The organism is Lelliottia sp. 489 (genome assembly GCF_050435885.1).
Classification (GTDB): domain Bacteria; phylum Pseudomonadota; class Gammaproteobacteria; order Enterobacterales; family Enterobacteriaceae; genus Enterobacter; species Enterobacter nimipressuralis.
Map to the genome: position 1 here is coordinate 981,801 of NZ_JBNDLC010000001.1, position 14,760 is coordinate 996,560.

General features: G+C 57.3%; 12 protein-coding genes. 2 read left to right on the forward strand and 10 right to left on the reverse strand.

Annotated elements, in window-relative coordinates; all coding sequences use genetic code 11:
• Position 1: 1 nt before the first annotated feature.
• Together ABIE11_RS04965 and ABIE11_RS04970 are read left to right on the forward strand one after the other, a co-directional pair.
• On the forward strand, positions 2–2,557 hold the full coding sequence (locus ABIE11_RS04965; RefSeq protein WP_429184081.1) for a fimbria/pilus outer membrane usher protein: 2,556 nt from the start codon (positions 2–4) through the stop codon (positions 2,555–2,557).
• A complete protein-coding gene (locus ABIE11_RS04970; RefSeq protein ID WP_429184082.1) occupies positions 2,547–3,683 on the forward strand; it encodes a fimbrial protein in 1,137 nt (378 codons plus the stop codon). Before ABIE11_RS04965 ends, ABIE11_RS04970 begins: the two co-directional genes overlap by 11 nt.
• Positions 3,684–3,727: 44 nt before the next feature.
• On the opposite strand, the gene cheZ is transcribed toward ABIE11_RS04970, so the two are convergent.
• From cheZ to ABIE11_RS05020, 10 genes are all read right to left on the reverse strand, one after another.
• Positions 3,728–4,372, reverse strand: a complete 645-nt coding sequence (cheZ, locus tag ABIE11_RS04975) for a protein phosphatase CheZ (protein ID WP_100780859.1) — start codon at positions 4,370–4,372, stop codon at positions 3,728–3,730.
• Positions 4,373–4,382: 10 nt separating this feature from the next.
• Positions 4,383–4,772 (reverse strand): chemotaxis response regulator CheY, encoded by a 390-nt coding sequence (gene cheY / locus ABIE11_RS04980; protein ID WP_095282410.1) that lies wholly within the window; start codon positions 4,770–4,772, stop codon positions 4,383–4,385.
• Between the two features lie 16 nt (positions 4,773–4,788).
• Positions 4,789–5,838 (reverse strand): protein-glutamate methylesterase/protein-glutamine glutaminase, encoded by a 1,050-nt coding sequence (locus tag ABIE11_RS04985; protein WP_100779757.1) that lies wholly within the window; start codon positions 5,836–5,838, stop codon positions 4,789–4,791.
• Complete coding sequence (cheR, locus tag ABIE11_RS04990; RefSeq protein WP_100779756.1) at positions 5,835–6,701, reverse strand: protein-glutamate O-methyltransferase CheR; 867 nt, start codon at positions 6,699–6,701, stop codon at positions 5,835–5,837. Before cheR ends, ABIE11_RS04985 begins: the two co-directional genes overlap by 4 nt.
• 20 nt (positions 6,702–6,721) lie before the next feature.
• Entirely contained in the window at positions 6,722–8,323 is a 1,602-nt protein-coding gene (tap, locus tag ABIE11_RS04995; protein WP_429184083.1) for a methyl-accepting chemotaxis protein IV, read from the reverse strand.
• Between the two features lie 43 nt (positions 8,324–8,366).
• Positions 8,367–10,034 carry a methyl-accepting chemotaxis protein II gene (tar, locus tag ABIE11_RS05000; RefSeq protein WP_100779754.1) on the reverse strand — a complete coding sequence of 556 codons (1,668 nt, stop codon included), beginning with the start codon at positions 10,032–10,034 and terminating at the stop codon, positions 8,367–8,369.
• A gap of 84 nt (positions 10,035–10,118) precedes the next feature.
• The gene (locus ABIE11_RS05005; protein WP_228483588.1) at positions 10,119–11,051 is read right to left on the reverse strand and encodes a Csu type fimbrial protein; all 933 of its coding nucleotides are present in this window, start codon (positions 11,049–11,051) and stop codon (positions 10,119–10,121) included.
• Between the two features lie 29 nt (positions 11,052–11,080).
• Complete coding sequence (locus tag ABIE11_RS05010) at positions 11,081–13,465, reverse strand: fimbria/pilus outer membrane usher protein (RefSeq protein WP_429184084.1); 2,385 nt, start codon at positions 13,463–13,465, stop codon at positions 11,081–11,083.
• On the reverse strand, positions 13,441–14,190 hold the full coding sequence (locus ABIE11_RS05015) for a fimbrial biogenesis chaperone (RefSeq protein ID WP_100779751.1): 750 nt from the start codon (positions 14,188–14,190) through the stop codon (positions 13,441–13,443). Before ABIE11_RS05015 ends, ABIE11_RS05010 begins: the two co-directional genes overlap by 25 nt.
• A 16-nt stretch (positions 14,191–14,206) precedes the next feature.
• Positions 14,207–14,755, reverse strand: coding sequence for a Csu type fimbrial protein (locus tag ABIE11_RS05020; protein WP_100779750.1), 549 nt, complete (start codon positions 14,753–14,755; stop codon positions 14,207–14,209).
• Positions 14,756–14,760 lie beyond the last annotated feature (5 nt).

The following is a 14,760-nucleotide window of genomic DNA, read 5'->3' on the forward strand; positions in this document are numbered from 1 at the left end:
CATGGCCAAAGGATTCGTTTCTATTTCCAGGCAGCGCGCCTGGCGCATAAATGCGCTCGTACGTTGCCTTGGCGGCGTGGCGTTGATGCTTTCAACCGCCGCACATACCCGAGAGTACCATTTTTCACCTTCCGCCCTGGAAGGCGATCAGCTGCCGCAGCAGGATATCGACCTGTCACTCTTTTCACACTCGAACACCCAACTGCCCGGCGTTTACCCTTCCCGCATTCTGCTCAACGATCTGCGTGTGGGCGACGCCAGTATTACTTATCTTGGCGGTAAAAGGGGTGAACTGGTGGCGCAGCTGACCCCTGATATGCTGCGAAAATGGGGCGTCGATATTGATAAGTTTCCGGCGCTGACGGTTTTGGATGCGTCGTCTGCGCTCCCTAAGCCTTTAGGAGAATACATTCCACAGGCCTCGGCGACGTTCGACTTTTCCGCCATGACGCTGCATCTGAGCATTCCGCAGGCCGCCATTGCGGCTAATGGCAGAGACTACATCGCCCCTTCCCGCTGGGATGATGGCGTGCCGGTGGCGTTCACGGATTACGCGTTTTCCGGCTCGCAAAATCAAGACGGCGACAAAAACACGACCAGCAATCAGTACCTCAATATGCGCAGCGGCGCGAACCTGGGCGGCTGGCGCGTGCGTAACTATTCCACCTGGAGCAAAACCGACGACGACAACAGCTGGGATACGGTTAACACCTTCGTGCAGCACGATCTCGATGCCCTGAAAGCACAGTTTACGGGCGGCGAAAGCAGCACCCAGGGCGAGGTATTCGACAGCCTGCAGTATCGCGGCGTTAACGTCGCGTCGGATGAAGAGATGCTGCCATACAGCCAGCGCGGCTTCGCCCCGGTTATCCGCGGTATCGCCAGCTCCAATGCCGAAGTGTCGGTGCGCCAGAACGGTTATCTGATCTATCAGCAGAACGTTGCCCCCGGCGCGTTTGAAATCAACGACCTCTACTCCACCACCAACAGCGGCGATCTTGATGTCACCGTCAAAGAGGCCGATGGCACCGAGCACCACTTCACCCTGCCCTACTCCAGCATCGCCGTCATGCAGCGACCTGGACATCTGAAATATGAATTCACCGCCGCACGCTATCGCGCTGACAGCGGGAGCGATCAGAATGAACCGCTGTTTGTGCAGGGAAGCGCGATCTATGGTGTGAACAACAGCATGACGCTGTTTGGCGGAGTTACGGCGTCAGAGGACTATCAGGCGGTCAATACCGGTGCAGGGGTTGCGCTGGGACGTTTCGGTACGGTGTCGGCGGATGTGACGACGGCGAAAACCCAGCTCGATAATCACACTGAGCGTTCCGGGCAGTCATACCGCCTGCTCTACTCAGGCAAAATTGATACCACCGACACCAACTTCACCCTCGCCAGCTATCGCTACTCCACCAGCGGCTACTACAGCTTTGCCGACGCCAACCAGAAATACGATCAGCATGAAAACGATCTGCTCTTCCAGTACAACAAACGTAACCGCATTCAGGCCAGCATCAGCCAGAATATTGCTGGCATCAGTTTTTATCTCAATGGTTATCAGCAGGACTACTGGCAGACGTCCCAGAAAGAGCGCAGCCTCTCAGCGGGTCTCAATACCGTGGTGGAAAGCATCAGCATTCACCTGGCCTATACCTACAGCAAAACCGAGGAAGACGAGAGCGATCAGATGGTCTCCCTTGGCTTTAGCGTCCCGCTGAGCAAATGGCTGCCGCGCGCCTGGAGCAGCTACAACCTGAGCAACAGCAAACACGGGTACACGCGGCAAAACATCGGGCTAAACGGGACGCTGCTGGATGACGAACGTCTGAACTATTCGCTGCAGCAAAGTCATTCCAACCATGACGGTGATGACACCAGCAGCCTGTACGGCAGCTATCGCTCGCAGTACGCCAATCTGAACGCCGGGTATTACCATTCATCCGATAAATCGCAGCAGTTGAGCTACGGCATGAGCGGTGCGGTGGTCGCCCACCCTCATGGAATTACCCTGGCTCAGCCGCTGGGTAGCCAGTTTGCCATCGTCAATGCTAACCATGCTTCTGGCGTGCGTTTCCAGAACCAGCGCGGTATTCAGACTGACTGGCAGGGAAATGCCGTGATCCCATCGCTCACCCCCTATCAGGAAAACAGCATCCGCGTCGATACCACCAGCCTGCCGGAGGATGTCGATACCAGCGAAACCGCCGTCACGGTCATTCCCTCCCGTAACGCCGCCGTAACAGCAAGCTTTGATGCCCATGTCGGCTATCGCGCGCTGATTACCCTCACGCGCCCCGATGGCAGCACAGTGCCTTTTGCCGCTATCGCCACCGCTGTGTCACCGGTCATCAGCGGCATTGTCGATGATACGGGCACCGTTTATCTCGCCGGGGTCTCGGACACCGTTCAGTTGAATGTGAGATGGGGCGAGGGTGCGGATCAGCAATGTACTGCCAGCGTCCCGATTAGCACGAGAGGAGCCACGTCCAACCCGGCGGGTATCCGCTCCGTTAGCGCGCTTTGTAAGCAGGAAGAAAAACATGTTAATTAATTCCAAATCCCTCTGGGTACTGCTGTGCCTGTCCGCCCCTGTCACCACGCAGGCTTCGACCATTTTGCGCGACTGTTTTGTCCCTCAGGATTATCACGTTGCTTATGACGGCGATCTCAACGCCAGCGACAATAAAGCGGGTCTGGATGTGGATATTCCTGACCACCTGGTCGGGGAAAGTACAGTCATGGAAGCCAACTGTGATTGCCCTAAAAACATGATGGAATCGACGACGATTTATGAATTAACCCTGGCAGGCAGTCCGCTTCCACAGGGCACGAGTGGCTACGGTGCTCTCACTGATAAACTGGACATTAACGTGAAGGGGTATGTCGATGCGAGTAATTCCCCGGACGGGTCCGGCCTGGAGGGGCTTCCAATAAATGAGTACCCGACGCCTCAGAGCTCGATGTCAAAAACGATAGAGAAATTCAAAGCGACTGAAGGCACCGCGAGCGTCTGCAGCGAGAGCACGAGACCTGAGGATTCCACTCCGGTTAAACGCCAGTTCCGCTGGAACGTTATCGGCGTGATATTTCATGTCAAAAAGCCGATTCTTGGCAAAGAGATCATCCCCCCTACCGCCGTGGTGCAGAACTATGCCTGTCTCTATTTCGGCACAGGGAACTGTGATCCCGGTGATGCCCAGCAGGTCTCCACTATCTGGCTCAGTGGTTCACTCTCCGCCCCACTCAGTTGCACCATCAATGAAGGCAGCACCATTGAGGTTGATCTAGGCAATATTGTCAGTAAGCAGTTTCGGGCAAAAGGTCAGCCGCCGATGAACTATGCGTTGAAAAATGTGGATATCACCTATCACTGCGACGATAACGCGGTTGGCAACGACGATCGCATCAGAATGACCCTCAGCGCCGATCAGGGGGTGCTCGACAGTAGCGATCCGCTGATCGCGAAAATGCTTAACCGAGATGATGTCGGCGTCAGGGTCTTCACGGACGACAACAAAGACGTCCAGCTCGACGGCAGCTACGCGTTTCCGGTGACGATGGATGAGCAGGGTAATGGGTCAGTGAAGATCAAAGCCGCACCGGTAAGCACCACAAATGCCACGCCGGCACCCGGTAAATTTGAAGGGAACGTGACGGTAAAAATGGATTTGCGCTGAGTGATTCTCAGGCTGCAGCTGCAGCCTGAGAAAAACCGTCGCGATTAGAAGCCGAGACTGTCCAGCAGATCGTCCACCTGATCCTGGCTTGCGACAACGCCCGCCTTGGAAGTGTCGAGCTGCGGGCCATTGAGCAGGCTTTCATTCTCACGTTTCGGACGCGCAGCAGGCTCTGGCATGTTTTCCAGCAAAACCATCAGCAGCTGACGTTCGATTTCCTGAATCACATCCATCATGCGCTTGATAACCTGACCTGTCAGGTCCTGGAAATCCTGCGCCATCATGATGTCCAGCAGCTGCGCGTTGGTGAAGCTGGTGTGTCCAGGGACATCGCCCAGATACTGCCGAGTATCCGTGACCAGCTCGCGGGCATCGGCCAGTTCGATCGGATTCTCGAACCACTCATCCCAGCGTTTGCTCAGGGCTTTTGCGCCCTTTTCCATCTCATCCTGATGCGGTTGAGAGGCTTCCACGCTGTTCAGGGCGCGCTCTGCTGCCTGTGCGGTCATCTGCACAACGTAGTCCAGACGATCGCGCGCATCAGGAATCGCTTCCGCCGCTTCGGCAATCGCCTGGTCGAGTCCCAGCTCGCGCAGGCTGTCGCGCAGCATACGCGTCAGGCTGCCGATGCGGGCAATAATCTCGTTGGCTGAATGTTCTTCAACCGGTTTCATAGCAGGTTGCATCATCACCAGCACCTCACATGCCGAGTTTCTCGAAGATCTTGCCGAGCTTCTCTTCCAGAGTCGCCGCCGTAAATGGTTTCACCACATAACCGCTTGCGCCCGCCTGTGCTGCCGCAATAATGTTCTCTTTCTTCGCTTCTGCAGTCACCATCAGAACCGGAAGAGAGGACATATTGCCATCAGCGCGAATTGTTTTGAGCAGCTCCAGACCATCCATGTTAGGCATGTTCCAGTCAGAGATAACAAAACCAAAGCCACCGGCCTGCAGTTTGTTCAGGGCATCAACGCCATCTTCTGCTTCTTCAACGTTATTAAAACCCAGCTCTTTCAGCAGGTTGCGTACGATACGACGCATGGTGGAAAAGTCATCCACAACCAGAAATCTGAGCTCTTTGTCCGCCATAAAAAACTACTCCTCATTAAATACGTATTGCCTGTCCGGCACTGATTTTCGCCAGCATCTGCTGGCTAACCTGGCTAAGATCGACCACTTCGCTCACGCCACCCATATTGATGGCCTCGCGCGGCATGCCGAACACCACACAACTTGCTTCATTCTGCGCAATCGTCCAGGCGCCAGCCTGGTGCATTGCGAGCATTCCGGCGGCCCCGTCGTTACCCATCCCCGTCAGGATCACCCCAACGGCGTTGCGCCCCGCGTGTTTCGCCACCGAATGAAACAGCACATCCACTGACGGACGGTGCCGGTTAACCGGCGGACCGTCATGAATTTTGATTTGATAGTTCGCGCCACTGCGCGCCAGCTCCATATGCTTATCACCCGGCGCGATATAGGCATGCCCCGGCAGGACGCGTTCGCCGTCCTCTGCCTCTTTCACGCTAATCTGACACAGCTTGTTCAGACGTTCGGCGAATGAGCGGGTAAAGCCCGGCGGCATATGCTGAGTAATAAGAATACCTGGGCTTGAGAGCGGCAATGGCTGGAGTACATGGCGAATTGCCTCTGTTCCTCCCGTTGAGGCCCCAATCACCAGCAGTTTTTCCGAACTGAGCAGCGGCCCGGCTTTGAGCGTGGCAGGCACGCCTGCGGGTTTATGCGCCGCCAGCTTCGCCCGTGACGCGGTGCGGATCTTCTCGGCGATCATCTCACTGTAAGCGAGCATCCCCTCGCGAATGCCCAGCTGCGGTTTGGTGACAAAATCCACCGCCCCTAGCTCCAGCGCACGCAGGGTAATCTCTGACCCTTTACCGGTCAGCGAGGAGACCATCACCACTGGCATCGGACGCAGGCGCATTAATTTCTCAAGGAAATCAATGCCGTCCATGCGCGGCATCTCCACGTCCAGCGTCAGCACATCGGGGTTAAATTTTTTGATTAAATCCCGCGCGACCAGGGGATCCGGGGCTGTCGCCACCATTTCCATGTCGCTATGACTATTGATAATTTCAGTCATGATCTGGCGCATCAACGCGGAATCATCGACAGACAACACCCTGATCTTACTCATGCTTTTTCCTTACTCAGCGCATAAACCGTCTGCCCGCGCAGCACAAATTCGCGGGCCAGGTTGCTGAAGTTCTCCGAATGCCCGGCAAACAGTAAGCCGTCAGGCTTAAGCAGCGGAGCAAAACGGCGCAGAATCTCCTGCTGCGTCGTTTTATCAAAATAAATCATCACGTTACGGCAAAAAATTGCATCAAAAGGACCTGGCACGTTGTACTGCTTATCAAGCAGATTCACCGGAGCAAATTCCACGCAATTTGCCAGCTCCTGGCGCACGCGCACCAGCCCTTCGTGCGGGCCCGTCCCGCGCATGAAGTACCGCTGTAGCTGTTGAGGCGACAGGGTTTTCAGTTCGTCCTGGCGATAGACGCCGTTACGCGCTTTCTCCAGCACTTCGGTGTCGATGTCGCTGGCGTAGACCTTCCAGCGACCGGGCGCCATGCCCAGCGTATCGGCAAGGGTAATCGCCAGCGAATACGGCTCCTCTCCGGTCGACGCCGCTGCGCTCCAGACGCGGTATTCCCCGCTACGACGGCGGGCATGTTCCGCCAGCACCGGGAAGTGGTGACCTTCACGGAAAAACGCTGTCAGGTTAGTGGTCAGGGAGTTGATAAACGCCTGCCACTCTGCGCTGTTGGGATTGGCCTCCAGCATGCCCAGATATCGGCCAAAATCATCCAGCTCCAGCGTGCGCAAGCGCCGGACTAACCGGTTGTAGACCATGTCTCGCTTATGATCGGCAAGCACAATCCCCGCACGCTGGTAAATCAACTGACATATCCGACGAAAATGCGCGTCGGACAGCGCGAGGCGCTGGGTCATTTGCTGCAATAATGACGATTGCCCCGAGGGGTTTGGTGAGGTCATAGCGCCTTCTTAATTCACTTTCAGGATACAACTGGCACGGCCTGCGACCGCCCGACTTCTGCTACTGTTTCGACTTGCTCTTTCACGTTAAAAACTGCCACCAGGCTGGTCAAATGATCGGCCTGACTGGCGAGCTGGTCAGTAGCGGCAGCCGCTTCTTCAACAAGAGAAGCGTTCTGTTGCGTTACCTGATCCATCTGCGTGACAGCCTGAGCAACCTGCTCAATGCCGCGACGCTGTTCGTCTGAGGCGGAAGCAATTTCGCCCATAATGTCGTTCACACGCGTTACGGAAGTGACAATCTCCGTCATGGTGTGAGCGGCGGTATCAACCAGCTCCGATCCCTGCTGTACGCGGGAAACGGACTCTTCAATCAACACCTTAATCTCTTTCGCGGCGTTGGCGCTGCGGCTGGCGAGATTACGTACTTCACCCGCCACGACGGCAAATCCACGCCCCTGCTCACCGGCCCGTGCCGCTTCGACCGCGGCGTTCAGCGCCAGAATGTTCGTCTGGAACGCGATACCGTCAATCACGCTGATAATGTCGCCAATTTTCTGCGAACTGGTGGCGATTTGCTGCATCGTGGTGGCGACGTTAGAGGCCTGATCGCCCCCCTTTTTCGCCGTCAGCGCAGCCTGTTTTGCCAGGTCCGACGCCTGACGGGCGTTGTCGGCGTTCTGGCTGACGGTCGCCGTTAACTGTTCCATGCTGGCCGCCGTTTGCGCCAGAGAGGCCGCCTGCTGTTCGGTGCGTGACGACAAATCATTGTTCCCGGCCGCGATTTCAGAAATCCCGGTGTGCATGGCATAACTGCCCTGACGCACATCGGTCACCGTTTCACGCAGCGAGCCTTGCATTGCTTTCAGGCTGGCAAAAATGGCAGAAATTTCGTTTTTCCCGAACACCGCCACCGGGCGCGCCAGGTTGCCTTTAGCGATACTGTCAAAGTGGCTGCTGATGATTGCCAGCGGCAATACGATCATCTTGCGCGACCAGAGCAACGCCCCGCCGGTCAACAGTGCCGCCAGAATCACCATGGTGGCGAAAACCACGCCCGACATGTGGTAGCTGGCCCGGCTGTCGCTGCTCGCCTCTTCGACGAACAGATTGATATCCTGCTGCCAGGCGTTAAAACCTTTATCAAACGCGGCCTGCGAGTCCTGCACCGGCGCGGTCAGAAAGTCTGACAGCTGGTTGTTCTCAAGCCAGGTCGCCTGATGATCCAGATCGCTGTGCCACTGGGCATAGCCTTTCTGCATTTCGGCTTTCAGCGCTTTCCCTTTATCGCTTACCGCTTCCTGCGCGCTGAAGGCTTTAAACTGCGCGTCGGCCTGCTTGAGGCTGTCCCGCGCGGTGGTCATCAGCGCTTTAATATCATCTGGCGGGTAGCTCAATGCCGTTAATGTGCCCGCTTTGTTCAGCGCAGTGCTGGCCTGCAGAAGCACTGCGCGCGTTTGTGCAAGCGTGGAACGCTGCTGATTACTCGTCTCAACTTCCTGTAAGTTCTGATAGCCATCGCGAAAAGCCCAGAAAGACAATCCATTACTGCCAACCTGCAACACACCGCAAAGGATCAGAATCAAAAACAGTGTGGTCGAGATACGAATACGATTTAACATCCACGCTCCCATCAAGCGGCCAGCAGCCGCGGTTAACTATCAGTCAAAATGTTTCCCAGTTTTCTTCTTGTCCGGCTGCCGACGCACGAGTGTGTTTTACCCTTGCGGCAGGCGCGGTCCCGGCAGGTGCTGCTCTGGACGCCACCGTATTTTGAGGTGTAGAGGTAAGGCGAAACGCCGAGACGGCCATCTTCAGACGGCTCGCCTGGTCTTCCAGCGCAGCGGCCGCCGCAGCGGACTCCTGCACCAGCGCGGCGTTTTGTTGTGTCACACGATCCATTTCCGAGACCGCCAGTGCCACCTGGTCAATCCCGCGGCTCTGTTCATCAGATGCTGAGGCGATCTCCGCCATGATGTCAGTCACGCGCGTGACCGCGTTGACGATGTCGGTCATGGTTTCCCCGGCGCTCTCCACCAGCACCGAGCCGGTATCAACGCGCGCCACGGAATCTTCAATCAGGGATTTAATCTCTTTTGCCGCGTTGGCACTGCGGCTCGCCAGGTTACGCACTTCACCGGCCACCACCGCAAATCCGCGCCCCTGCTCGCCCGCTCGTGCGGCTTCGACAGCGGCGTTGAGGGCGAGGATATTTGTCTGGAAGGCAATTCCGTCGATCACGCTGATAATATCGGCGATTTTTTTCGAGCTACCGGCAATCTCATGCATGGTTTTCACCACACCATCGACCACCTTGCCGCCGCGCTGGGCAGTTTCGGAGGCGCTTTCAGCCAGATGTGCCGCCTGACGGGCGTTATCGGCGTTTTGCTTCACGGTAGCAGTCAGCTCTTCCATGCTGGCGGCAGTCTCTTCAAGCGCAGAGGCCTGCTCTTCAGTACGCGAGGAGAGATCGTTGTTACCCATGGCGATTTCGCTGGTACCGGTGTAAATCGCGTCCGAACCCTGACGCACATTCGTCACCGTATCGGTCAGAGAGCGCTGCATGTGATCCACGCTGCTCGCCAGCTCGGTGATTTCGTTGCGACCGGAGATCACCAGCGTTTTTGTCAGATCGCCGCTGGCAATCTCACGAATGTGACCAATCACCCGGCCCAGCGGATTCAGCAGAATCGCGCGAATGCCGTACCAGACACCCACCAGCACGATCACCAGCGCCAGCGCGAGGATCGCCATTTGCCATTTGGCAAAGCGGTAGTCGTCCTTACTTTCGTTAAAGGCGGTGTGATACTGCTCGCTGCTGGCCGAGGCGTATTCCCCCAGCGCTTTACCGAGGGCATTTTGCATCCCCTGCGTCGGCTGGGCGAAATAGGCGTCCATGTTTCCGCTCTCAAGGAACTGGATAAGCTCCGTCAGCCCGGCCGCATAGGCGGTGTATTTTTCGTCAATGTTCTCGCTCACCTCTACCATCGAAGGCAGCGGCGTAATCTTTTTGAAGGCGTCGTAATGTTTTGCGGCGTCAGCCAGGGTGGCGCGGGCGTTTTTCAACAGATCCGTTTTCGCGCTGCTTTGCTGGTTGTTCGGGTCCATCATCATGCGCGCAGAAGAACGGCTCAGGTTGATGCGCGTTTGCAGCATCAGATCCCAGGTCGACGTCAGTTCACTTTGCTGGAGGCGTAAATCGTTCGAAACAGCAAAGCTCTGCTGATTATTTTTTAAGGATGAGAAAAACAGCCCACCGGAAATAAGCTGAAGAAGTGCGAAAATGACCAGCACCATCATCAGCATTGTGACAACGCGGATACGGTTCAACATACAACACCTTCTCTAAGATTTATTAACGGTGTTATCGGCAAAGGCTGAGGGAACTTTACATTTGCGAAAGGGAAAAGCGTCAATTCAGAATGCGACGTCGACGATCAACGTGTCGTTATAGGTTCCGGCGGGGGGCGTAGTCTGGCTGGTCAGCACTTTGGCGGTGTAGTTATAGGTACGCAAAAGCCCGTCAGCGCTCAGCAGCGATGAGGTGGCGCTGGTCCAGCGCTCGGTGCCGCTGCCTCCCCAGCGGTTGGTGGTCGCCTCTTTATAGATGTCGTAGCTCATGTAGTTGCTGCCGCTCACCATCCGCCGCACGCCGTTGAGGGCGTTCGCCCCGTTGTTGATGCCGATGGTATAGACGCTGCCCTTGGTGCAGGTGACAGCAATGGCCTGCGAGACGGTGGGGAAATTTTGCACCAGCGGCGCGCTGTTAAAGTTGACGTTGGGCGTGGTCATCGCACTACAGTTGTTGGTGACGTTCATGTTCAGCGTAATGCTGGTCGTCGCCGTACCGGTTTGTGGCGTAAGGCATAAACCCACGGCCCCCACGGAGCAGACGTTGTAGTTAATGCTGAAAGTCAGCACCACCTGATAAGGTCCCGCCGTCACGTTTTGCCCCGCCACCGTGCGAAAATAGAGCGGAATGTTGTACTGCTTGGCACCCAGCAGATTTAACAGCGTGCTGCCGCTCCAGGTGTAGGCTTTGGCGATCTGCACTTCGCTGCTGCCGGAACAGCCCGACAGCCCACACAGCCGCGTGGGGATGACGTCAGTGATGGCCGCATTGTCCGTGCGTTTCATTGTCGCGCGGCTATTGGCCGAGACGGTCGCCGCCGTGTAGTTCAGGGTGACCGAGTCATTGGTGAGTAAATTCAGGATCGCATCGCAGCTCACCACCAGCGTGCCGGTGGTTTCAACTTCGCCCGTTCCGCTGAGCGCAAACGAAGTCACGCTGCCAAACGAGGCGTTGACGGTGCTGACGGTACAGGCCGCCCAACTTCCGCCCGAGAGCATCAGGAGCACCAGGGCGATCAGCAGACGTTTCACGGAGCCTCCCGGCAGATCAGCGGCCCGAAAGTTTGCAGTTTATGCTCCGGATTGGCGCCCACCGTCAGCGTGGCGTAGCAACGTTTCCCCTCCGGCAAAATCACTTCCAGCGGGTTCACATCGGTCAGATTTTCCAGCCAGGCGATACCGTCATAGCCGACCACCGCCGTGCTGCGCGAGGCGCGCCGCACCTGGCTGCCAACGGGAATTGCCAGCCCCTGCGGATCGTGCAAAATCACGCTCGCCACCCGCTCCTGCTCCATCGGGAAATCCACCAGAAAACCGCTATGACGGCGAATCGCCACCCGACGTTCTGTCTCCTTAAGCCGCGTATCGGCGGGCAGATTCAGGGTATTGATGCTGTAACTCGCCGGGTAGTAGGCCGAGACGCCGCTCACCAGCAAGTAGCCATTGCGGTTGGTTTTCCCGACCGGCTGGTTTTCATAATTGACCGGTACATCCGGGTGACCATCGGTGCTGATCACCACAAAGGCATCGTTGATTTTGTTGGCGGCAAACAGCTCGTTGTCCATCAGCACGATGGACCCCATCGCCTCGCCCCACCAGGTCATCATGTCCTGTTCGCCGTAACCGCCGCCCTGCACTTCAATATTGTTGTTGCGCCAGCCCAGCGTCCCTTGCTGGTAGTTGCGTGATTTTGACTGATTAGCCCACGCCATGTTCCAGCTCAGCCCGCCGTCGGACGGCATGGAGTGGTTGTAGTTTATGCGCTGGGTGCTGCCGGAATCCGGTGTGTTTTCGAGGGTAACGGCGGCGCTGTCGCGTTCGCCAATCGGAATTTGCAAGGACATTGCCACCGTCCAGTCGCCGCGCTGCTGATCGCGGCTGGCGGCGAGATAGATGCTGCTGCTTCCCCACAGGTTGCGGCTCCACGACAAGTTCAGCAGCTCGGTTTTTTGGCTATCAAAACTCTCGACGCCAATCCACGCCGCGCCGATATTGCCGTACTCCCCGAGATTAAAGGTCAGGGAATATTGATCCGTGTTGCGACTGAGGCTGGCGATCGGCTGGTCGTGTTCATCATAGATCGTGGGCTGATCGTACAGCGCCAGGTTGCCGTAGCCGCGATCGCGTCGGGAGTGCTGCGTCGCCAGACTGAACGCGCTGGTACTGTACTGATAGCCCCAGTTGATCTGCCCGCCATCGTCTCCGCGCATCCGGCTGTGGGTATACGAAGAATTCACCACGCCGTAGCGCCCGAGTTTCACCACGGTTCCTGCGCCGCCCAGCGCCAGCTCCTCGGCGGCCTCGCCATGCCCTTCCAGCGTCAGCCAGTCGGTTAAGCCGTAGCGATAGGAGCCGCTGCCCGCCGCCGGGCCGTAGTCAAAATTCTCAATACCGTAGTTGCGGCGCAGGCTGCCGAGCGTCACCGCCCCGTCGCTCAGCCCCTGTTTGAGCAGATCGCTGGTGACATAAAACGGCATCGTAGTGCTGACCTGACGCCCGAGCGCATCGGTGGTGATCAGCACGGCGTCCCCTGCGCCATTGATGTAGGGCAGATTGGTCAGAGTGAACGGGCCAGGCTGGAGCTGCGTGGAGCCGGAGCGGTAGCCGTTGATAAACAGATCCACGGAGGTCGGCACCGCCGCTTCACCGGAAAACTCCGGCAGCGGCCAGGTGACGAGATCCGGGCGCAGGGAGAAGTCGCGTCCGTAGCTGATCCCGCCCATGCGCACGCTGCTGCTCCAGCTCAGGGCATCGCTGATCACATCTCCGACCGTCCAGGTTGTGGCGTCGTCTTCGTTGGTGATCATCACCGTGGTGTCGTAACGTACGTACCCTTCCTGCTGGCCCGTGTCACCGGCAAAACTTTTGCGGGTATACCCCGTTGAAGAGAGCGATCCGTTTTCATTGAAATAGCGGAACTCATGCCAGAGCGACGCCTGGCCGCCAATATGCTCCGTGTGGTTGGTGTAGAGATCGTAATTGAGCAGCGCCCCTTTGCCGTACTGCGGTTTGCTTTGGGTCGGCTGCCCGCTAAAGGGGGTAACGCGGGCCGATATCCAGTCGCGGGGGACGTTAAGCAGCAGGCGCTGGGCAGCGCTGTCATATTCAACGCGCACCTTTGAGAGACGGGAGAGATCGACCTCACCGTTGGGCACCTGCTCTGGCGGCAAACCCGCGCGCAGCAGATCCGCACTGGAGATAAAAAAGGTCCCGTTGCGCTGCGTGACGGGGACCACCAGTCCAGTGTCATAGTGGTTGATCACCACCGAGAGCTGAAACACTGCTTCGCTATTTATCGCCTGCGCATCTGGCGGGGGCGGTAAACTGTCATCGCCAGATTCAGCCCAGGCGCTGGTCGAGACACAAAGCAGGATAATCATCGCCGGTTTCAGTGGACGGGCGCCGACTGCCATTGCGTATTCCCGGCATTAATTTGCGCACTCATCTGGCTTGCCTGATGCACGCCCGCCGGAAGCGGCCAGCTGCGGGTGCTGTCTGGGAGAACATAGCCGAGCAGACCGTCAGCGATGGTGCGTTTATCCAGCACCACCTGGCTTAAACGGACGTGAACGTCCCCCCGATTACGCACCTGCAGCGCGGGTTTTCCTCCTTCCTGAATAATCTTCCAGCTCAGATTTTGCGTATCGGCCAGCGCGTGATGCGCCCCCTCTTTTATTGTTGGGATGCCTTGTCCGTAAACGAACAGCGGAATGGAGTAGCGCATCTGGATTTTCAGGCCAATTTCAGGCTGAGATTTGTCAGCAGGCTGGGGAATTTCATCGACGATTATGCGGTAGGCTTGTTCAACGCCCATCGGAACGTTGCCCTGTTTGATCAGGCGAATCAGCTGCTTGCCGTCTTTGCCGATAGTGACAATCGGCGGGCTGGCAACCACATCCTGCTGAGCGGTGTAGCGCTCAAATCCGTTCTCCTGTTTCCAGCGCATAATTCGCACCTGCATGGTGGTGGCGCTGTTCCCCTGGTTCTGGATCCACAGCTCGGTGGCTTTGGTGTCGGCCGAAAGCCAGGGGTCAATCGGCCAGAGCAAAATGGTCGCCGCCGCATTGGCCCGTCCCGACATCATGGCCAGCATCGCCCACATCCCCAGTACGCCATAGCGAATCATTGGTGCCTTCATTGCCCTTCTCCCTGTTTCACCATGACAACGTCACGGTGAGTTGATCTGAATAGGTTCCGGCAGGGCTAAACCCTGTCAAAAGCGCCACACCAAACAGCGGCAGCGCAATATTGTTGCTATTGGTATAGGTCACCGGCACCGCCTGATTGACCCCGATCTCACTGTTTGCCGCCAGCGAACTGCTGCTGTACAGCCGGTAGGCCACCATTTCCGTGCCGCTGGCGCGCTGCATTCGGCGTACGGAAGAATAATGTTGCCCCCCGTCGATACTCATACTCAGCGCAACATTCGGTGTGCAGGCGATCGACAAAGATCCGTTCGGCACAAAACTGGTGCTAACTTGCCCGGTGGCGACGCCCGATCGCGTACCGAAGTTGAGCGTACCGAGCACCCCACCGGTGCCTGTCGTCACCGAGCAGCCGGGCGTTATCGTCGCCGACACCTGAAACGACTGCGAGGTGACCGCGTGCGCCGTTCCCGCCGTCACTAACCCGGCGCAGAGAGCAAAAAAAAGGCGCAGTTTTCCCTCTGCGATTTTTCGCAGACGTGCGATGACTTCGGTCATTTCCG

Coding starts and splice junctions, on each gene's coding strand:
- ABIE11_RS04965 (WP_429184081.1), top strand. CDS start 2: ATGGCCAAAGGATTCGTTTCTATTTCCAGGCAGCGCGCCTGGCGCATA.
- ABIE11_RS04970 (WP_429184082.1), top strand. CDS start 2,547: ATGTTAATTAATTCCAAATCCCTCTGGGTACTGCTGTGCCTGTCCGCC.
- cheZ (WP_100780859.1), bottom strand. CDS start 4,372: ATGATGCAACCTGCTATGAAACCGGTTGAAGAACATTCAGCCAACGAG.
- cheY (WP_095282410.1), bottom strand. CDS start 4,772: ATGGCGGACAAAGAGCTCAGATTTCTGGTTGTGGATGACTTTTCCACC.
- ABIE11_RS04985 (WP_100779757.1), bottom strand. CDS start 5,838: ATGAGTAAGATCAGGGTGTTGTCTGTCGATGATTCCGCGTTGATGCGC.
- cheR (WP_100779756.1), bottom strand. CDS start 6,701: ATGACCTCACCAAACCCCTCGGGGCAATCGTCATTATTGCAGCAAATG.
- tap (WP_429184083.1), bottom strand. CDS start 8,323: ATGTTAAATCGTATTCGTATCTCGACCACACTGTTTTTGATTCTGATC.
- tar (WP_100779754.1), bottom strand. CDS start 10,034: ATGTTGAACCGTATCCGCGTTGTCACAATGCTGATGATGGTGCTGGTC.
- ABIE11_RS05005 (WP_228483588.1), bottom strand. CDS start 11,051: ATGCTCTCGGGCGGAAGTTGGGCGGCCTGTACCGTCAGCACCGTCAAC.
- ABIE11_RS05010 (WP_429184084.1), bottom strand. CDS start 13,465: ATGGCAGTCGGCGCCCGTCCACTGAAACCGGCGATGATTATCCTGCTT.
- ABIE11_RS05015 (WP_100779751.1), bottom strand. CDS start 14,190: ATGAAGGCACCAATGATTCGCTATGGCGTACTGGGGATGTGGGCGATG.
- ABIE11_RS05020 (WP_100779750.1), bottom strand. CDS start 14,755: ATGACCGAAGTCATCGCACGTCTGCGAAAAATCGCAGAGGGAAAACTG.